Consider the following 19,066-nt stretch of genomic DNA (forward strand, 5'->3'; position numbering starts at 1 on the left):
AAATTTCTCTCCATTGAGACTGAAGCTGCTCTTTTTCGAGATAATTAAAGAATAAGTTGAGGAAGCTCTGAAAAATTGTTTTACACAGCAAACCAATTCGTTCAGAAAATTTTAAATAATTGTTCGATCGAAAATAAGAATGGGTATCTGCATTAACGAGGAAATTACTAGGATTAACTCTTGGATTATGAATATTCAAAATTACCTTCCAAATTAGTTAAATAATTTTTAAATTATCTATATGTATTTTTAAAAATTATAATATATAAATAAATATTATTGCAATAGTAATGAAATTAAATATATGTTTAAATAAATAGAAAATATTCTTATCAATTGAAAATTCTTAGTATTTAAATTCAAAATCTTTAAACTTTGTTATAAAGGTTGATTAAATCTGTTAACTTGAATTTTAGTTTTTTATGCAGCCATTAACAGTAGACAAAATTGCTCTGCTAAGTTCGCTGACGACTTTTTAAGTTGACGAGTACAAGTGGCAATCCCGGCTAATAATTAATTAAAAATTTCCGGCGTTCTGTAGCTTGTCTGTTCAATTTGAGAAATATTTTTTAATGAATTATTTACCGTTTAAACTACAGCTCGCTTTTTAAGAAAAATTTTTTCTGTCAACTTTATCACCTTCTGCTTCCTATTCAATTTTATAGTTGTCAATAGTTCAATTTTTGTTTTAAAAATCTCTTTGCAAGTTCTGCCGAAATATCCCTCCTCACCAAATAGCTTTCCAAAATTCTTTTTGATTTGGCGCATTTTAACTTCTTAGTAGCTCCACTTCATTTAAATCTGTATTAGTGCAAACGCTCTCAATAATGTTAACTAAAGAAATATTAGTTGCTCTGGGAAAAATTAATAAAATTATCGAGTTTTTAATGCTGAGGCATGTGAAATTGTGAAAATAAATAGTCAATCCTTCGATTGGTTTGAAATTGCCTTTTCTATATAATTATTTCATTCAATTGTAAAGTTATCAGTTTATATGAAGCCAAAAGATTTAAAATCACCATTTAAATGGGAACATCGTCAAATCGTTATTCAAGATCGAGTTTGGTATGTTCCGGATCAACACTTATCGAACATCCCTTTTATCTTTCCAGGCTGGACGCATGAACAAACATTCTCTCAAGACAAACCTATCTACTTAGAGTATTGCAGCGGAAATGGTGCATGGATTACTTCTAAAGCCATTGAACAGTCGCAATATAACTGGGTTGGCATTGAAAAAAAATTTGATCGAACGCGTAAAATTTGGTCCAAAATCAAGAAATTTGAACTTGATAATCTCCTAACAATTTGTGGAGAAGGGTTTCATGTTACCCGAGATTTTTTTGCTAATGAAAGTGTGGATGCCGTTTTTATTAATTTTCCAGATCCATGGCCAAAAAAAAGACATGCTAAACACCGCATTGTTCAACCAGCTTTTGTCAAAGAAATTCATCGTATCTTAAAAAGCGATAAACTCTTTACTCTAGTTACAGACGATGCTGCATATTCAAAAATCATGATTGATGTCATTCATCAAACCGGCGGCTTCACGTCACTCTTTGAAGCTCCTTATTATACGACTTCTTATCCAGGTTATGGATCTTCTTACTTTGAAGAGCTTTGGAGAGAAAAAGGAAAATCGATTCATTATCACGTTTTTCAAAAAATTTAACCCTAACAGATTCTCATGCAAGACTCAAACAGTGATTTTGAAGAACAGCCTGATCCATGTGAATTACAATGGAATCGCCCTTTTTATACTTTAAAAAATGAGCTCTTTATTCCTGTTGTTTTTGAAGAATCAATCACTCTTCCCCTTGGTTTTAATACGAAGACAATTTACTTAGATGGGCGATTAAAAGCTGATTTAAAATGGAAAGAAGCTCGCGAAGAAGCATTAAAAGCCATTGAAGCTGGGGCCTATTTATTCTGGGATATCAATATTGGCTTAATGGATGATCTTCCTTTTGCGCTGATTAACCAAACCCAATATCTGTCTCTTTCTTTATCGCTTGAGCACTTTAGAGATTCTCTTTGGAAAGAATTTAAACATAAAACGATTGGAATTTCACTTTACAAAGGTTCTGCTGACTTTAGTTTAAGATTTCCTTGGGACGCGCATCAAATTGAAAATTTAAAAGAGTGGATTGCTCAACTTTTTAAAGATGAAATCCAACTAAAAGAAGAAACCGGTGTGAGCGTTTCCTCATTGACTCACCTAACTGTAGCGAATTTCTGCCAAACCGAGCAAGGGCAACAACTAATTCGCCTTTTTTGCCGTGATGTTTCAATGGAATACATCTCACTTCTTGTTTCTCGTTTACCTGACACTTTACCCACCTATCTTTTTTTAGATGTCACTCATTTTGCAAACCATCCCCTTTATCAAATGCAGCTTCTTCACCCTGCCAGATTTGAACAATGCAACCTAGCGCTAAAAGGATTTACGCTCCCCTTTTCTGCTTGGGGTTGGCAATCACAAGCCACCTCTCTCGGCTACAGTGGCATTCACCCGCTTCCGATTCCTCCCAATAATGTTGCCAGTATCGGCATTTGCATCCCCCCTCTCTTCATTTCACGTCCCAGTCAATTTAAAGGTTTAGAGCAAGCGCTTAAAGATCTTCTTGCACAAGCCATTCCTTTCAGACTCATTGCAGAGGAACATTTAATTACAGACTGGGATGGTTTAGATTATTTAATTTACACACCTACTGGTTTGAGTGGGCAAGGGAAAAGGAAACTGCAAGGCTTTTGTGCAGCCGGAGGAACCGCCATTTCAACATCAGATCTCATCGGATTGGATTACGAAATCACCTACGAAACATTTGTGGCTGCTCCTTCACTTAAAAGCGAAGGCTTCTAAAAACTAGTTGCAGGCCATCTAATCCGAGGACAAAATATTTTGTGCGGCCATTATAATTCCTGAATGCTTTATATTCACATCCTGAGCAGCCATGCATTCTTTCAGCAAGGAACTTTTCTTGCCTATGCCCACACTTACATTGATAGATGAAAAATTACTGAAATTTATTTTAAAAACAATTGGTTTGAACAAACATTGAAGCAACTTACTTTAAATCCTTAATCGCTTAAGGTGACAAATGCGAAGCAAGAAAACGGGTAACGTTTTGATAAGCCCATTTGTCGATTTGTTGATCACTCAGTTTGAGATGTTTTTTCACAAATTCTAGCAGAGTTGGGTAAGTGGAGGCATCTCCAAATTGTGAGAAAAAAGTTTTCTCTCTTTTTTGGTAGGTTGAAGTAAAATCTTCTTCGTAGAAAAAATCTGTGCCTAAACAAATACCATTCTCTCCACCGAGTTCGAGCCAAAATGCAAGATGCTCGAGGATCGATTCTTCTCTCTCTCCGAGAAAGGGAGCATACAAATTTAATCCAATGAGCCCGTTTCTCTTAAAAATCTCTTTGGCAATATCAGTAGGTAAATTGCGAGGGACATATTGCAAAGTTCGTGCATTGGAATGGCTAGCCATCAAAGGAAGGGTTAATGACTGTTGATCGATGTAATCGATAATTTCATACGCAAGAGAATCGGAGGTATGGCTCAAATCAATTGCAATTTGTTTTTGATCGAGTTCTTTTAATAATAGTTTTCCTTCTTCTTTCAAGCCAATTTGGGTGAGTGCTCCTCCTCCAAAGCGGTTTTCCCAATTCCAAGTCAAACTGATATAGAAAGGTTTCGCAATCGTTTCGATGAAATTATTTAAACGCGCCATCCCTACTTTTAAGGGTTCTTGTTCCCCGCAAAAACCAGAGGCATTTTCAAAAGCAATCAATACAGAAAGTGGAGCTGCTTCCTCGATTGTAGACACGAAACGTTGGTAAGGTTGCATGTTTAAAGGAAAATCTCTCAATAATTGTTGATAAATTTTCAATTGAGAAAGCCCTTTTTTGACAGACGAAGAATCTGTTTCAGTGAAAATCGCTAAAGTTTGCCATTTGACAAACCCCGCTTTCAATTGAGAGAGTGAACAACGAACAGCTGGATCATGCGGCGTTCTTTTAACGTCTTGCTCTAAATATGAAAGAAGATCGCAATGTAAATCAGCGATAAATGTCATAGCTTTATCCTTAGTTTGATCGAAAAGAGAGCATACCAAAGATTTGAAATAAACTGACGCGATAAATCTGCGTTTACGGTTCTTCTCTTGAAGAACTACAGATTATTTTTTCTATTTTACTTAATTGATTGCGGAGCCTACTATGTGAGACAACATTAAAAAGGGGAAATATGGGTCCTTCTTTACCAAGCTGCCTAGCAGAAATTAAATACTTGATCGAGCAAAATCGAGAAGAATGGCTAAAAGAGTATTATACTTTTTTAAGTTTTCCCAGTATTAGTTCTGAAACGCACTTTCAAGTCTCTCTATTAAACTGTGCAAACTGGGTTGTTGATTATTTAAAAACACTAGGTTTTGAGGTAGAGCTTTGGCCGACTGAACAAGATGGTCCCCCAGTTATTTACGCCACGCACTTAAAGGCAGGCGCCGACAAACCCACCCTTCTCATTTATAATCACTACGATGTACAACCTGCCGATCCCTTAAATGAATGGAAAACAGATCCTTTTCAACCAAGCTTAAGAGACGGAAATGTTTATGCTCGAGGAGCCCAAGATAATAAAGGACAGTGTTTTTATGTTCTTCAAGCCTTAAAATTTTATTTAAAACAATATTCTCGATTACCGATTAACATCAAACTTTGTATTGAGGGAGAAGAGGAAATTGGTAGTGCAGGATTATCTCGGTTATTACCAACCAAAGCAGAAGCCTTAAAGGCTGATTATTTAGCTATTGTCGATTTAGGGCTTAGGAACTCTCAAATCCCTGCCGTGACATTAGGCATTCGGGGTATTCTCACAATGGATGTCGAAGTACAAGGTTCAGATAATGATTTACATTCTGGCTCCCATGGGGGGATCGCCATCAATCCTATTCATGCGCTTGTAGCCATGCTCGCTTCATTAAGAGATGCTTCAGGAAAAATTACTGTTAATGGATTTTATGATGATGTTGAAGAGATGAGCTTAGAAGAGCGTTCATCGGTTTCTTTTTATTTTGATTTAGCTGACTATCAAAAGCTAACAGGGGCCTATCCTGGTGGAGGAGAAAAAGATAAAACAGCTTTAGAAAGAGCGTGGGCAAGACCTACTTTAGAAATTAATGGAATTAATGGCGGATATACAGGCAAAGGATTTAAAACAGTGATTCCTGCGAAAGCCTCAGCTAAAATATCTTGCCGATTAGTTTCTCAACAAGATCCAAAAAAAATTGGAAGACTCATCGAACACCATCTTAACGAAGCCGCCCCTCAAGGGATTCAAGTAAGAATTACTATACATCAAGGGCAAGGAAGGGCCATTCGAGTCAGTCCAAAATCGCAACTGGTCGCATCGTTTTCAGAGGCTTTTCAGGAAGTTTTTGGTGTGCCTTGTGAATTCATTTTTGAAGGAGCCTCAATCCCTATTGTTCCTGAACTTGGAATGGCTTGTGGAGGAGAAGTTATTTTAATTGGATTGGGACTCACAACAGATCTTATTCATGCTCCAAATGAACATTTTGGGTTGGATCGGTTAGAAAAGGGGATTCTAATCACAGCTAGAGCGATCGAATTATTAGCGCAACATCTCAAAGACAAGCGCTTAGAAGAATGCTCTAAGAGTTTGTCTTTATAAATCTAATCAAAAAAATTAGGCGGCTTGATCTACTACAAATTGGTATTTACTAAGAGAATTGAGATCTTCTTTAATTTCACGCCCCATGTTTGCTTCTAACTTACTAGAGTAGTGATAACCAAGCTTGTAAAGGCCAAAAAAACTAGCTCCTATCCCCGCCACAAGGCCAGCTCCCATCAATACATTTGAAGCAACAAGACCACCAGCGACACCCAGAGCCCCTGCAGCTAAAAATGTAATAATAAGCACTTGTTTATGCAAGCGATTAGTTTTTTGGTGATCCAAAATCACATGTGTCTTACTCATAATTTTATCCACAGCGTTTACATAGTCAGTTCCTTGGTATTGATAAGTGTAAACATTTTTATTAGTATTCCACTGCGCCTCTAATTGATTCAATTCAGTATTGCTTGCCTCAGCTGCTTCATTTTCACCTATCATTTTTCCAAATAAATAAGTAGAAATACCTCCTACAACTAGACCCAAAATAACGGCCCATACCTGTTTGTTATTTTCCTTTTCTTCAGCTGTTTTCTCAGCAGGATGGTGGTGATGTTCAGTACGGTTGAGATTATACTCATGATGAGAAAAATCGAAAAAAGCAGGGCCAGACGATATAGGAGGAGGGCAGAATGCAGTTTGTTGCGTTTGCTCTGCTGTTGTAGGAAGAACAGAATTGGCTACTTCACGAATTTTGGAAAATAACTGAGTAGTCGCAGTATGCATCGTATTCGTCAATGAAGGAATAGGGGGTGCAGAAGGCTGTGGTGAGTAATAACTATACGATTGACTTTGTGATTCTGGGTTATAAGGATAATCACGATATAGTGGTGGGTAAAGTGAGCTACTTGGTGGTTGGTGTCCGTCAACTGAATACATACTAGAACTCCTGTTTGGTTATGATGAGTTCTATTTTAAATTTTTCGTTTAAATAGAAAATAAATAGTTTATAAAGATTTTATCTGAAATTCTATTCTATCATTGCGATAGAAGCTAGGCGAATAATAAGGCAAAAAGCAAAAAAATGGGACTTAAACGCTGATCATAAAAATTTTTTGATTTTTCATGATCAGCGCTTAGATGAACTATTCAGAGCGAAGTGAAACGAATAGATAAGCATTTCCTTGTTTTACTTGCAAAAGAATTGGCTTATCTGCAGAACTATTTTTTAAAGCGTTATTAAATTGCTCTACATTTTCGATTTTTTGATGATTAATGCCAAGAATAATGGCTCCTTTTTTTAACCCAGCAAAGTTAGCAACTGAGCCTGGATACACCTTTGTAATCATCACCCCTTGTTCATCTGATTTCATTTCGGAAGGGATATTTGCGACTTCAATTCCGAGCTGACTTTTGTGAGAAGATGCTGCTGCGACAGTTTCTTCAGTAAAATCACCAATAGTAAGAGAAAGGTCCATCTGTTTTTCTTTTCTTAAAATTGTCAAATTCACTTTTGTTCCAGGTTTCATCCGATAAATCGCGTTACGCAAACTAGCCGCGCTCTCAACCGAGCGACCATTTAGTTTTAAAATAATATCTTCTACCTGGATTCCAGCTTTTTCAGCAGGAGAATTTTTAACAATATTTGTGATTAATGCTCCTTCTACTTTATCTAAACCAAAAGATTGAGCCAGATTATAATCAATCGACTGTAAAGAAACGCCCAAAAACCCTCTGGAGACTTTCCCTTGAGATAAAATTTCATCCATCACATGCTTAGCCATATTACTTGGGATTGCAAAACCAATCCCGATATAACCTGCTGATGCATTAGTCGCAATTGCCGTATTAATTCCTACAATTTCCCCATTTAATGTGAGCAAAGGGCCGCCTGAATTTCCTCGATTGATAGAAGCATCCGTTTGAATAAAATCTTCATAGCGAGCAATATCTAAATTATTGCGACTTTTTGCACTCACGACACCAACAGTTAAGGTCGCTTGCAAGCCAAAAGGATTCCCAACTGCGGCAACCCATTGTCCAACTTCTAAATCGTCTGAATTACCAAGCGTCAAATATGGAAGATCTTTTGCGTCAATTTTAATGAGCGCTAAATCACTACTAGGATCTTCTCCTAAAAGTTTTGCTGCAAGTTCTCTTCCATCATGAAGCTGCACAGCAATTGTTGTCATGTCATGAACAACATGGCTATTTGTTAAAATATACCCTTCTGGACTCACAATCACACCCGTTGCTTGACCCGATAACAATTGTTGACGAGAATCTCTCTTCGGCAATCCAAAAAAGTTCCAAAAATCCCCATTTTCTCCGAAATAATCTTCTAAAGAATTTTCATCCCCAAACGAAGGTCCTTTTTTTTGTCCTTTAACCTTAATAGAGACGACGGCAGGAATCGCTTTCTTTGCGACGCCTCTAAAATCAACGACGGTCTCTTTTCCGGACAAACGTTTGATATCTTCAGTTCGATTTTGTTCCTGAGTTGCCGCCTCTATCAAATTTGAGTTCGTAAAAGAAGAGCCTAATAAGGCAGCTCCTGTGGCAAGTAAACATAGTTTGGTAAATATTGATAGTTGTTTCATATGAAGAGCACTCCTCTAATGATTTTTATGTTTTTTTTACTACGTTTTTTTGGAAATGTCAAGAGGAAGAAAAGAGTTAAAAGGAAGGAATATATAAATTTAAAACTTAGCAAGGATAAGGTTGAATTTTTTCTCATTGTATTTCTGAAAGATGTGTTTGTTCTGAATATTCATCTAATATAAATTCACTTAGCTGCCATTCACCTGGAAAAGAGTTAAATTTAGTATTTTTTATTTTTTCCAAATGAGTTAAAACAGACATTATTATATCCATATGCTCTTTTAGAATAGGCCTTTTTGTAATGACGACTGCAGGTCCATTAACAATTCCTAAAAATTTGCTATGAAATTCTAAGTTTGTGTATTTCCCAAGGCGATAATAGTCAGCAGCGAGTATACAACCCATCATGACCCCTGTTCGATCAATTCCCTCAGCACAATGTCCGTCAGCACAATGATTGATCACAATAATACTTTCCCTTTCAATAGACGGATCTTCAAGCGCGAATACAATTTTTTCTTGAAGATGTGCATAAAAAAGACCAAAAAAGGCATGTTGTTCTTCCCGATTAATTTCAGCAAAATTTTGGAAATAAGTTGTTAAAATATATTCAATTAAGTTTGTCAGTAAATTCTCGCAGTTTCCTAATTTTTGAGGGAAAACAAAAAATTTTGGATCAAGCATTTTTGCCAATAACCGGTATATAAATAGATGAATAGACATAGGAGCTGGAGAGAAGATATCGTTCATATTATCAACTGGTAAAACCACGATAGAGAGAACATCACCATATTCTTCTTGGGCTTCATAAATTTTTTTTATCCAAAGCGGTTCATTTGAGCCTATTTTTTCTATTGGGTCCAAATGAACGAATTGCACTACTTGCTGTTTTTTTGCCCTACAGTCACTAAGAAATGCTAAGTATTCCAGCGACAATTTTCCTTTCGCAATTGGTGCACAAGTACGTATGCGAATAAACTCTTTTTGCTGCCCACTTTTCGTGAATATTTGTCTACCCCATCTCCATGGACTATTAGCTGAGCTGAAAGGATAAAAAAGACCCATAAGTTTATTGAAAGTTGGTCCTAATGCAGAATACAAAGCAGCTTGAGACATTTTTATTTTCGTCGATAGCAATAAGTATGATTGAAGTATTTTATCAATTTTTGTGTTCCATTTGCCACCCCTATCAACCAAATCGATAACAAGATCTTTCAAATTTTTTGAGACGTTGACCTTGGTAAACCAATTTCCACAAATCAAATGCAGGGATTCTCTAACGCGTTGGATCGAATCGTTTTCAATTTCACCGGAATTTGATAATTTAGATATTTTTGTTAAAAGTGCTCTAAGAGCGACGCCAAAACTGTGATAATTATCACGAGAAGAGCAAGTAGATTCTAATTGATTTATTGCCATCATCAACTGATTAAGATAAGGAAAAAAATCTTCGGGAAGCTTTGCTATTAGAGCATCCTCCAACAAATTATCAAATCCCTCTTCTCCATGTTTTTTGATTTGACTTAAAAGATTATCATAATATTTTAATTTCCAGTTAATTATAAAGTCCTCTGTTACGCCAATAACGGGCGTTACAGCAGCAGTTGTAGCTGCTGCACAGCTTACAGTATCAGCTGTAACCTCAGTACGCATTGTGGAAGCACATTCTAAAGAGTCTTCGGTTCTTTTCCTTTTTAGACTTGTATCCAGTTTCTGCACTGAATCTAGCCCTTTCCTTTTTTTCTCGATATGTGCTTGCCCATCCATCTCTTCCTTTTTTCTTTTAAAGAAACTTTGTATCTTTTGATCAAGTTTATTTAATTCTTCAACGTGCTGACATCCATTTACAAGTTGTTGTAGACTTTTAAGGATTTGTGAAGAGGATGAGCTTGATATATCCATACACAATACCTATGTCGTTATATGATATAACTTTGAATTTTAAAATTTATATTTTAAATCAAAGATGTATACATAGTAATTTCATTTTAAATTCAATTATTTTTCCTGGTTTAAATAAAGTAATATACATCATGCCAACTTTCCAGTAAACAAAAGCTATTAAACTATAACCTTGAAATCATTTAAAATGACTATTAAATTATTTGGATGTCAAATTTTATTTAGGAGTCAATCCATCGGTATTTTCTACATCGATGGTTAAACAATTATTTAAAGAATGATTCAAACAAGGCCCTTCTTCGCTTTTCCATAAACCTTTTTGGGATAAAAGTTCGATAATTTGAGGAATTGCTTCTCTAGCAGCTTTTCTTCCACCTTCGTACACCAGTTCATTTTTGTGATCATCAAATAAACCAACCTCACCAAGTTCAGGCCGGATCACTACGTCGGCATCTTTCACACAACTTTCACTTTGCAATAAAAATTTAATTTCAGCCGAACGAGCAGCTATTCCAAACAAATTTGTCGGGCATGTTTTGGGAAGTAATTCACTTAAATCTACCGCAACGACAACTTGTGCCAGATTCTTTTTTGCCATACAGACTGGTACAGGGTCTGCGACTCCACCATCGACCAATAATCGTTCGTGTAGATAAACAGGAGAAAATACAAAGGGAACAGCAGCAGAAGCATGAACAGCAGGAATAAGAGGGCCAGAATTTAAACAAATCACTTCTCCCTCGATTAAATCAGTGGCAGCGCAGCAGAGAGGAATATACAATTCTTCAAAATATTTGGCACGGAGGTTTTTCTTTAAAAATTGCCTTAAAGATCTTCCCTGAACAAATCCATAACGGCATTGCCAGAAACTCACATCTAAAATATCCCATTTTTTCAAAGGACGCAAAATTTTTTTGAGATAACTAGCTTTTGGGTAATCTGCATAAAGTGCTCCAACAATACTTCCCGCACTACAACCAACAATTAAATCAATAGGAATACCTGCTTGTTCAAACTCTTCTAAAACGCCAACATGAGCCATTCCTCGCGCCCCACCTCCACCTAAAACAAGAGCTAATCTGACTTCATGACAAAGAGGACAATCGGGAATAGGTTTTGGATTATCAGGAAGATGATATTTGGTTTCGCAACCGTATAACAATAAGCTTATTAAATAGATAAAAAAGCAATGATTGGATAATCTCAATCGATTCTTTATTTTTACAAATAGACATAAACTTATTGTCATAAATGATAGACCGTCTAATAAAAGCATTAATTGGAATAAGAGAGTTATGTTAGCACTAAAGACACTTAAAAAGTTACTTTTGTGTATCTTTCGTCATTTAACATATGCAAGCCTTTTCTTAATACAAATTCTTTTTATTCAACAAATTTTTAGGAGATTTTTTTACTCCTAAAGAGTTAAAATCTAAATAACTGAAAATGAGAGATAAAGAATTTATTTGAGTTTACAAAGACGCAGAAAAAATCTTAAAATGTTTTTTATTATAAAATCGATAAGTCAATAAGGAAAAATCTTAGACGTTGATTTAAAGGCATTTTAACATTTAAGGTAGAGTTTGCCATGAATAGCTTGAAAATCCAAGTGAGTGGACTAATGATATTAGTTTCTCATTTATTAGGAGTTACTATGTTACAAGCAGCAGATACTCATCCTCCCAGGCAGTGGATAGAAACTTTAGACAGTGTTGATCAAATGAAAGCGTCATTTCCTCATCGCGCTATCGAAATGACCTTTGACATCCCCTTTAAAAATACGCCATCTAAAGGACATTTGCATATTTTTACAAGTGCAACACAAACAGGAGTATTTCTTTTAAGTGCTTTGACATTGCCTTTTATTAATGAAAAAATATTAAATGAAAAAAATTACAAAACAGCATTTGAAACATACCTCGTTCCCCATGTTTTTTATTCTCCCCAACAATTTCATCGCCATCAAACGTTTTATTGCTCTCATTCTCTATTTAAAGGGAGAAAAGCCCTCTTATTTCAATACTCTTACTATGATAAGCAAAAAAAACTGTTAAAGGGGTTATCAACTGCTAGAGGAAATACTTTATACATACTTTTTTATTTGACACCCCAAATGCAATTCAATGAAACCGACTTCCAGTATTTTATCGAATCATTTGATTTATGGAATAAAAAAACTCTCTTCTAAGCCGCTGCTTTTAAGAGTTTTTGTTAAGCCAGGCTTTAAATTCAGGCAGATCTCGAATGGCATCAAACTCTCGCTTTTGAATGATGGTAGGAAGATTGGAAAGCCCTACTTGTTCAGCAGAACGAAGCCAACCTATGGCAGGCTTAGCTTCTCCCATGATCGCGTACGAGAGGGCGTTAATCAAAGCTATATCACTAGCCTGATCTTGTTGGAAAATTTGATTCCCAATTTTAACAGCCATTTCCCACTCTTGTAAACGATAAGCTAATTGTTGCAACATTTTTAAATAAGGAAGAGAAAGTTTACTTTTAATCGATATTAGCCATTCATAAGCCTGTTTATATTGCCCTTGATCAGCTAAAATGTGTGCCATATACTGAGTAGCAGTCACATAAATCACTCCTTGACTGGCTTGTTCTCTTAAAGAGACGAATTTTGAGAACGCTTCCTCTTGGTTTCCCATTCTTAATTTCTCAATAGCCTCTGCCATTTTTTTTTGTAATTTTGTGTCTGCATCCCCAGCAGTTATTTTTCGTACATCAATCCAAGAACGATAACTTTCAAAACCCATCATTAAGAAAAGCGCTCCAACGAAAAATTGTTGGATACTAAAAAAATAAAGGCAGAGAAATGCAGCTAAAACCACACTTAAAAAAAAGGCTAATTTCAATCCCTTTATTCCCAATAAACTTTCTAGTATGATTCTTAAAAGGTGACCTCCATCCAATGGTAAAACTGGTAAAAGATTAAGAAGAGTCCAAAATATGTTTACATGAATAGCGACTTCAAAAGCATATTTTATTAAGGGAGAAGAAAGTGTGTTCCAATGAGAATATACCCAATAGACAAGAAAAAATAGAACAAAGCCAGCTAAGGGGCCATTTAAAACAACTAAAAATTCCTGCCATTTCGTTAAATCTTTACCTGTTCGCCTTGTTACTCCCCCAAGACCCACTAAATCAATTTCAGCTTTTTGACCAAATGCCAGAGCTGTTAAAGCGTGACCGTATTCATGGATCAGAATAGAAATAAGGATCACAAGAGACCAGATGGCTGTTCCTATTAAAGATTGACTATTTAGCCAACCAATCATAGCAATCAAAAACCAAAAAAAAGGAAAAACACGAATTGGAATAAAACTTGAAATGGAGATCATTTTAAACTCGGGGATGAATTAGGTGATTTAGAATTCAATAATAACTGGACAGATAAACCCATATCTGCAGGGGTTTCTGCAATTAAAACTCCAGCCTGCTTGAGCGTTTTTATTTTATCAGACGCTGTTCCTTTTCCGCCTGAAACAATAGCTCCCGCATGGCCCATGCGTCTACCAATTGGGGCAGTTTGCCCTGCAATAAAAGCAGCTATCGGTTTAGAGCAAAACTGTTTAATCCATTCTGCAGCTTCTTCTTCAGCTTTTCCTCCAATTTCTCCAATGAGTAAAATAGCATCAGTCTCAGAATCGTTTTCAAAAAGCTTTAAAACATCGATAAAGTTAGTTCCATTAAGAGGATCCCCTCCTATTCCTACACAGGTTGATTGTCCCAAACCTAATTGCGTGGTTTGCCAAACGGCTTCGTAAGTCAAAGTTCCTGAGCGAGAAACAATGCCAACATTTCCTTTTTGATGGATGTAGCCCGGCATGATCCCCATTTTACACTCTCCTGGTGTAATAACACCAGGGCAATTAGGACCTATCAAGCGGCTTGTTTGACTTGCTCTCATTACCTGGCTTACTTTTAACATATCTTGAATGGGTATTCCTTCAGTGATGCAAACAATCAATTCAATTCCTGCTTCTTCGGCTTCTAAAATAGCTTCTGCAGCAAATGGTGGAGGAACAAAAATCAATGAGGCATTGCATTGAGTCTTTTGCTTCGCTTCCCAAACCGTATCAAATACCGGGAGACCGGATATTTCTTCTCCCCCTTTACCGGGTGTGACTCCTCCGACATAGGTTGGTGCATAAAGCATGCTTTGCTCTGTGTGAAAACGACCAGCTTTTCCAGTTATTCCTTGCGTAATCACTCGTGTCTGTTTATTAACCAAAATAGCCATGGATCACCTTACTGATTGTGCTAATTGAACTGCTTGTTGAGCTGCTTCTGTCAAATTTTCTGTAATTAAAATCTTTAAGCCTGATTGTTGAAGAAGTTGCTTCCCTTTTTCGACATTTGTTCCCTCCATTCTTACAATTAAGGGAATATGAATTTGTAATCCTTTAGCTGCTTCGATAATTCCTGAGGCTAACGTTTCACAATTCATAATTCCCCCAAAGATGTTAATTAAAATGGCTTTCACATTAGAATCTGATAGAATAATTCTAAATCCTTCTGCCACTTTATCTTGCGATGCCCCACCTCCTACATCCAAAAAGTTAGCAGGACGTCCTCCATGGTATTGAATAAGGTCCATTGTAGCCATGGCTAATCCAGCTCCATTGACCATACAACCAATTTCCCCTTCTAAAGCAACATAGGCAAGTTCAAATTGCTGTGCTCTTGCTTCATTATTAGACATTTGCGAAGGATCGAATAAGGTTTTCAAGTCCTCATGTTTAAAAAGAGCATTGTCATCAATTGATAACTTCGCGTCCAGCGCTAATAAATGGCCTTCCTTTGTTTCCACAAGAGGGTTAATTTCAAGAAGAGAAGCATCCGTTTCTTTAAAAGCTTTCACAAGAGATTGAATAATTGCAACCCCCTCTTGAATTTGTTTTCCCTTCCATCCCATAAAGCTTGCAATGCGAATTAGATGATAAGATCTAAATGTTTCCTCCAAAGGAATTGGAAGCATTAACAATTGATTAGGTTGTTCGTGAGCAATTTTTTCAATGTTTATTCCTCCAATAGGAGAAGCGATTAAAACACGGCTTGCCAATTCACGATTAATAGTGATTCCTAAATAGAATTCTTTTTTAATTAAAATAGCAGGGGAAATCAAAACTTGATGAGAAATCATTCCGCTAGGGCCTGTCTGTTCATTAATGATTTTTTTCCCGATGAGTTCTTGGGAAAATTCTAAGATTTCTTGCGGATTTGTCGCTAACTTGACTCCACCGGCTTTTCCGCGTCCTCCGGCATGCACTTGTACTTTGATGATAGCACTTTGCAATTGGTATTGCTTAATGATCTCTTCCACTTCTTTCGAAGAAGAAGCGATATAAAAATCAGGAACGGGAATGTTATACTTACGTAAAATTTGCTTGGCTTGAAACTCGTGTGTATTCATGATGGACCTTCATTATTCTAAAGCTGATTAGTGGTTTTATGTATAGAATTGATAGGGCAAGCCAAATTAAGATCTTCACCTTTTTCTTTTTTATATGCTAAGCTTTTTTTTACTCATCTTATACATCAAAGGAAGGATTTCAAGGCAACATGGTAATGGATTATTTTAAATCGAGCTTTGCAAAAGTCAAATTAGCTCTTTCACGTGCAAGAAACCTTCTCAGTGACAAATTAAAATCAATTTTTCAAGGAAAAATTGATGAACATACTTTAGAGCAGCTTGAACAACTTTTATACGAAGCTGATTTTGGTGTCAAAACTGCATCTGAGCTAACTGAAAAAATACGCGACTTACATCGCCAACACCCCAATTTGAAAACTGAAGATTATATTGAAGCTTTAAAACAGCAATTAATTTCTTTAGTGAGTCAATACCCTTCTAACCTCCTCGAACTTAACTCTTCACAACTGCCTCAAATTATCTTAATTGTTGGAGTCAATGGGAATGGAAAAACAACGTCCGTCGCAAAGTTAGCTTATCAATTTAAACAAAAAGGTAAAAAAGTTCTTGTTGCAGCCGCCGATACGTTTCGAGCTGCTGCCATCGAACAATTAGAGTTATGGGCTCATAAATTACATATAGAAATTGTCAAGGGTCATCCAAAAAGTGATCCTGCAGCTGTCGCTTTTGATGCAATTCAAGCAGCAAAAGCAAGAAAGTGTGATTTGGTTATCATTGATACAGCAGGACGATTACATACCAAAACACCCTTGATGCAAGAATTGGAAAAAATAAAACGTTCTTGCCAAAAAGCTTCACAAACAGGACCCCATGAAACACTGTTAGTTTTAGACGCTACGACCGGCCAAAATGCCATCGAACAAGCTAAACAATTTCATCATTTTACCCCAATTACAGGACTTATTCTGACGAAATTAGATGGAACCGCCAAAGGAGGAATCGTGATTGCCATCCAAAGAGAACTTGGCATTCCCGTCAAATTTATCGGAACAGGAGAAGGAGAAGAAGATCTTCAACCCTTCGATGTACAAACATTTGTTTCCAATCTTTTTGATTAAATATGGCATATATTACTGTTGGTTATTTTACAGAAAACACTCCTTACGAAGAAGAAATTCGTCATTTGGCTGAAAGTTTAGAACGATTTTATTTGCCAATGGATCTTGTCGCTGTCCCTACACAAGGAAGCTGGCAAGCTAATACGCAATATAAAGCTTACTTTATTAAACAAATGCTTGTCCGCCATTACCCTAAAAATATTTTATACTTAGATGCAGATGCAAGAGTTCAACAGTATCCCGCCCTATTTGATCAAATAGATGCAGATTTAGCCGTTTTTTATTGGCATAACAAAGAACTGATTAGTAGTACGCTCTACTTTGCTAATAATGCTAAAATTGCTGAGTTAATAGAAAGATGGATCACTTGTTGTTTTGAAAACCCCGATATTTGGGATCAAAAAGTTTTACAATATGTCATTCAAGAATCAAAAGATCTTAACCTGAGAATTGACATGCTTCCCCCCTCTTATTGTCAAATTTTTGATTTGATGCAACAAGAAGGAGAACCAGTCATTGAACAATTTCAAGCAAGCCGCCGTTTTAAAACTCAAATAGATTCTTCAAAGAATGAAGCTTAAAAGGCGACATATGTTGGATTAGAGCTTTTCGTTAATCCTAGATTAAATGTATTTGTCCAAGTTTTAAAATGATCCGCATAAGTTTGATCAATGCATCCCATTCCTTTTGCAATTAATTCAACTCCGATCCCAATTAGGTTTGAAGAAAAAAAGTAAAAACTTTTTTTATTTGTGATCATTTGATTAATTTTTGATGAGGAAGGATGGTTTAGTGCCAGCTGAATCATCGTAAATGTGAAGATAAAACGAAACGTTTCCTGCGTCCATTTCATGTCTTGATTTTCGAAAATATAATTAAAAATAGGCGTTGTCAAAGCATGCATTAAAGAGGCTGTTGCAGCAACACCAGAGAGGACCAACGGGCGCGTTAAATTAGCTGTCGCTCTGGAAGAATTTGTCTTGAGAATAATAAATGAAGCAGCAAATGAATAAAGAGCACTACGACAAATAGAAGGCCCAGTATTTACTGGTAACTGCATATAATAGCTCTTGATCCCATTGTGAATTAAATTTACTATCATTTCAACCTCACTCAATTCTATTTTCAAAACTTCTATTTCTGATAAATTTTTTTACACTTTACAGGTTCGGATTTCTGTTTACAACTAAAATCGCATACGCTTTTAAACACATAAAATGGGTGGAATTGAAATAGGAGCGAGAACATAGACAAAAAAATGAATCTAACTTAGATTGATTGTTTTAAATTTTCAGTAATTAGTGATTGTATGTCCCAACTAACAATTCTTATTGTCGGAGGAGCCGGATATATTGGTTCTCATGTCAACAAAATGCTAAATCTCATGGGTTATCACACTATAGTTGTCGATAATCTCAGTCGAGGATCTATAAAAACTGTTCTTCATGGGACATTTGTGCAGGGAGATCTCTGCGATCCACTTTTTCTCAATCAGCTATTCCAAAAATACACTATTGATGCTGTCATGCATTTTGCTGCATATATCGATGTTGGAGAGTCTGTCGTGAATCCAGCCAAATATTATCAAAACAATGTTGTGAACACATTGAATCTTTTAACAGCAATGGTAAAATCTCAAGTTAAAACATTTATTTTCTCCTCAACTGCAGCCATTTTTGGCTATCCTCTTTCCAATAAGATCGCTGAATCTCATCCCTGTCATCCTATTAATCCCTATGGAGAAACTAAATGGGTCGCAGAAAAGATGTTACGAGATTTTGAACAGGCTTATGGTCTTAAATATTCTTGTCTTCGCTACTTTAATGCAGCTGGAGGAGATCCTGAAGGTAAAATTAAAAATTATCAGACAAAATCTTCAAATCTCATCCCTCTCATCCTCAAAAGCCTTCAACATGAGACAAAATCTATCACTATTTATGGAACTGATTATGCAACTACTGATGGAACATGCATCAGAGATTATATTCACATTCAAGACTTAGGGCATGCTCATATTAAAGCCTTAGAACAATTATTTAATGGCTCTTCCTCTACAAGCTATAATCTTGGAAATGGAAATGGATTTAGCGTTAAAGAGGTCATCCAAACGGTGGAGAAAGTATTAAATAAAAAAGTTTCCTTCATTGAAGGAGCTCGTCGACCTGGTGACCCCCCTATATTGCTTGCAGACACACAAAAAGCAGCATCGCTATTAAATTGGCATCCTCAGTTTAGTTTAGCTGAAATGATTAAACATGCCTGGACTGCCTATCACTAGAAAAAGTTTCTAATAAATATCCCACTAAACAGCAGTTCAAAATTCCCTCATCTAAATAAAAAAATAAAATTGATCTACAATTTGGCAATACAATTTTTAAATAAAATAAAAAAAATCCTACAAATTAAATTATTATATCAAAATATTTAATTCGC

General features: G+C 36.1%; 17 protein-coding genes and 1 pseudogene. 7 read left to right on the plus strand and 11 right to left on the minus strand.

Features of this window, described 5'->3' with window-relative positions; all coding sequences use genetic code 11:
* A pseudogene (locus tag TY19_RS19585) lies at positions 1–199 on the minus strand (hypothetical protein); the annotation flags it as partial.
* 389 nt (positions 200–588) lie between these two features.
* A complete protein-coding gene (locus TY19_RS26855; RefSeq protein WP_042281196.1) occupies positions 589–768 on the minus strand; it encodes a transposase in 180 nt (59 codons plus the stop codon).
* Positions 769–994: 226 nt separating this feature from the next.
* On the opposite strand from TY19_RS26855, the gene TY19_RS06695 reads away from it, so the two are divergent.
* Both TY19_RS06695 and TY19_RS06700 read left to right on the plus strand, forming a co-directional pair.
* Entirely contained in the window at positions 995–1,672 is a 678-nt protein-coding gene (locus TY19_RS06695; RefSeq protein ID WP_042281197.1) for a tRNA (guanine(46)-N(7))-methyltransferase TrmB, read from the plus strand.
* A 15-nt stretch (positions 1,673–1,687) separates the two neighbouring features.
* Positions 1,688–2,863, plus strand: coding sequence for a hypothetical protein (locus tag TY19_RS06700; protein WP_042281199.1), 1,176 nt, complete (start codon positions 1,688–1,690; stop codon positions 2,861–2,863).
* 226 nt (positions 2,864–3,089) lie between these two features.
* On the opposite strand, the gene TY19_RS06705 is transcribed toward TY19_RS06700, so the two are convergent.
* Positions 3,090–4,079 carry a dipeptidase gene (locus tag TY19_RS06705; protein ID WP_042281201.1) on the minus strand — a complete coding sequence of 330 codons (990 nt, stop codon included), beginning with the start codon at positions 4,077–4,079 and terminating at the stop codon, positions 3,090–3,092.
* A gap of 170 nt (positions 4,080–4,249) precedes the next feature.
* On the opposite strand from TY19_RS06705, the gene TY19_RS06710 reads away from it, so the two are divergent.
* A complete protein-coding gene (locus TY19_RS06710; RefSeq protein WP_042281202.1) occupies positions 4,250–5,692 on the plus strand; it encodes a dipeptidase in 1,443 nt (480 codons plus the stop codon).
* Positions 5,693–5,707: 15 nt separating this feature from the next.
* On the opposite strand, the gene TY19_RS06715 is transcribed toward TY19_RS06710, so the two are convergent.
* The 4 genes from TY19_RS06715 to TY19_RS06730 all read right to left on the minus strand — a co-directional run bounded on the left by TY19_RS06715 (position 5,708) and on the right by TY19_RS06730 (position 11,384).
* Complete coding sequence (locus TY19_RS06715; protein ID WP_042281204.1) at positions 5,708–6,571, minus strand: hypothetical protein; 864 nt, start codon at positions 6,569–6,571, stop codon at positions 5,708–5,710.
* A 206-nt stretch (positions 6,572–6,777) separates the two neighbouring features.
* Positions 6,778–8,232, minus strand: coding sequence for a DegQ family serine endoprotease (locus TY19_RS06720; protein WP_042281205.1), 1,455 nt, complete (start codon positions 8,230–8,232; stop codon positions 6,778–6,780).
* Positions 8,233–8,365: 133 nt separating this feature from the next.
* On the minus strand, positions 8,366–10,135 hold the full coding sequence (locus TY19_RS06725) for a hypothetical protein (RefSeq protein ID WP_042281207.1): 1,770 nt from the start codon (positions 10,133–10,135) through the stop codon (positions 8,366–8,368).
* Between the two features lie 217 nt (positions 10,136–10,352).
* Complete coding sequence (locus TY19_RS06730; protein ID WP_226988496.1) at positions 10,353–11,384, minus strand: patatin-like phospholipase family protein; 1,032 nt, start codon at positions 11,382–11,384, stop codon at positions 10,353–10,355.
* Positions 11,385–11,723: 339 nt separating this feature from the next.
* Between TY19_RS06730 and TY19_RS06735 the strand changes: the two genes are divergently transcribed.
* Entirely contained in the window at positions 11,724–12,323 is a 600-nt protein-coding gene (locus TY19_RS06735; protein WP_148300648.1) for a hypothetical protein, read from the plus strand.
* 10 nt (positions 12,324–12,333) lie between these two features.
* Here the strand turns inward: TY19_RS06735 and TY19_RS06740 are convergent, their stop codons facing one another.
* From TY19_RS06740 to sucC, 3 genes are read right to left on the minus strand one after another with little or no spacing between them, the layout of a single operon-like run.
* Positions 12,334–13,479, minus strand: a complete 1,146-nt coding sequence (locus tag TY19_RS06740) for a site-2 protease family protein (RefSeq protein ID WP_042281215.1) — start codon at positions 13,477–13,479, stop codon at positions 12,334–12,336.
* Complete coding sequence (gene sucD / locus TY19_RS06745) at positions 13,476–14,381, minus strand: succinate--CoA ligase subunit alpha (RefSeq protein ID WP_011175846.1); 906 nt, start codon at positions 14,379–14,381, stop codon at positions 13,476–13,478. The genes TY19_RS06740 and sucD overlap by 4 nt, the downstream gene beginning before the upstream one ends.
* A gap of 3 nt (positions 14,382–14,384) precedes the next feature.
* Complete coding sequence (sucC, locus tag TY19_RS06750) at positions 14,385–15,554, minus strand: ADP-forming succinate--CoA ligase subunit beta (RefSeq protein WP_042281217.1); 1,170 nt, start codon at positions 15,552–15,554, stop codon at positions 14,385–14,387.
* 149 nt (positions 15,555–15,703) lie between these two features.
* Between sucC and ftsY the strand changes: the two genes are divergently transcribed.
* Complete coding sequence (gene ftsY, locus TY19_RS06755) at positions 15,704–16,633, plus strand: signal recognition particle-docking protein FtsY (RefSeq protein WP_042281219.1); 930 nt, start codon at positions 15,704–15,706, stop codon at positions 16,631–16,633.
* Between the two features lie 2 nt (positions 16,634–16,635).
* On the plus strand, positions 16,636–17,214 hold the full coding sequence (locus tag TY19_RS06760) for a hypothetical protein (RefSeq protein WP_039359608.1): 579 nt from the start codon (positions 16,636–16,638) through the stop codon (positions 17,212–17,214).
* Here TY19_RS06760 and TY19_RS06765 read toward each other — a convergent pair.
* Positions 17,211–17,693 carry a hypothetical protein gene (locus TY19_RS06765; protein WP_042281221.1) on the minus strand — a complete coding sequence of 161 codons (483 nt, stop codon included), beginning with the start codon at positions 17,691–17,693 and terminating at the stop codon, positions 17,211–17,213. The two genes, TY19_RS06760 and TY19_RS06765, sit on opposite strands and share 4 nt — an antisense overlap.
* Positions 17,694–17,942: 249 nt before the next feature.
* On the opposite strand from TY19_RS06765, the gene galE reads away from it, so the two are divergent.
* Complete coding sequence (gene galE, locus TY19_RS06770; protein WP_042281223.1) at positions 17,943–18,911, plus strand: UDP-glucose 4-epimerase GalE; 969 nt, start codon at positions 17,943–17,945, stop codon at positions 18,909–18,911.
* Positions 18,912–19,066: the final 155 nt, after the last annotated feature.

It is taken from the genome of Candidatus Protochlamydia sp. R18 (assembly GCF_000648255.1).
GTDB classification, from domain to species: domain Bacteria; phylum Chlamydiota; class Chlamydiia; order Chlamydiales; family Parachlamydiaceae; genus Protochlamydia; species Protochlamydia amoebophila.

Excerpts from the sequence above, each read along its gene's own strand:
- TY19_RS06715 (WP_042281204.1), bottom strand. The coding sequence starts at position 6,571 with ATGTATTCAGTTGACGGACACCAACCACCAAGTAGCTCACTTTACCCA.
- TY19_RS06760 (WP_039359608.1), top strand. The coding sequence starts at position 16,636 with ATGGCATATATTACTGTTGGTTATTTTACAGAAAACACTCCTTACGAA.
- TY19_RS06735 (WP_148300648.1), top strand. The coding sequence starts at position 11,724 with ATGAATAGCTTGAAAATCCAAGTGAGTGGACTAATGATATTAGTTTCT.
- TY19_RS26855 (WP_042281196.1), bottom strand. The coding sequence starts at position 768 with ATGCGCCAAATCAAAAAGAATTTTGGAAAGCTATTTGGTGAGGAGGGA.
- TY19_RS06725 (WP_042281207.1), bottom strand. The coding sequence starts at position 10,135 with ATGGATATATCAAGCTCATCCTCTTCACAAATCCTTAAAAGTCTACAA.
- ftsY (WP_042281219.1), top strand. The coding sequence starts at position 15,704 with ATGGTAATGGATTATTTTAAATCGAGCTTTGCAAAAGTCAAATTAGCT.
- TY19_RS06720 (WP_042281205.1), bottom strand. The coding sequence starts at position 8,232 with ATGAAACAACTATCAATATTTACCAAACTATGTTTACTTGCCACAGGA.
- sucD (WP_011175846.1), bottom strand. The coding sequence starts at position 14,381 with ATGGCTATTTTGGTTAATAAACAGACACGAGTGATTACGCAAGGAATA.
- TY19_RS06695 (WP_042281197.1), top strand. The coding sequence starts at position 995 with ATGAAGCCAAAAGATTTAAAATCACCATTTAAATGGGAACATCGTCAA.
- TY19_RS06730 (WP_226988496.1), bottom strand. The coding sequence starts at position 11,384 with ATGACAATAAGTTTATGTCTATTTGTAAAAATAAAGAATCGATTGAGA.
- sucC (WP_042281217.1), bottom strand. The coding sequence starts at position 15,554 with ATGAATACACACGAGTTTCAAGCCAAGCAAATTTTACGTAAGTATAAC.
- TY19_RS06705 (WP_042281201.1), bottom strand. The coding sequence starts at position 4,079 with ATGACATTTATCGCTGATTTACATTGCGATCTTCTTTCATATTTAGAG.
- TY19_RS06740 (WP_042281215.1), bottom strand. The coding sequence starts at position 13,479 with ATGATCTCCATTTCAAGTTTTATTCCAATTCGTGTTTTTCCTTTTTTT.
- TY19_RS06710 (WP_042281202.1), top strand. The coding sequence starts at position 4,250 with ATGGGTCCTTCTTTACCAAGCTGCCTAGCAGAAATTAAATACTTGATC.
- galE (WP_042281223.1), top strand. The coding sequence starts at position 17,943 with ATGTCCCAACTAACAATTCTTATTGTCGGAGGAGCCGGATATATTGGT.
- TY19_RS06700 (WP_042281199.1), top strand. The coding sequence starts at position 1,688 with ATGCAAGACTCAAACAGTGATTTTGAAGAACAGCCTGATCCATGTGAA.
- TY19_RS06765 (WP_042281221.1), bottom strand. The coding sequence starts at position 17,693 with ATGCAGTTACCAGTAAATACTGGGCCTTCTATTTGTCGTAGTGCTCTT.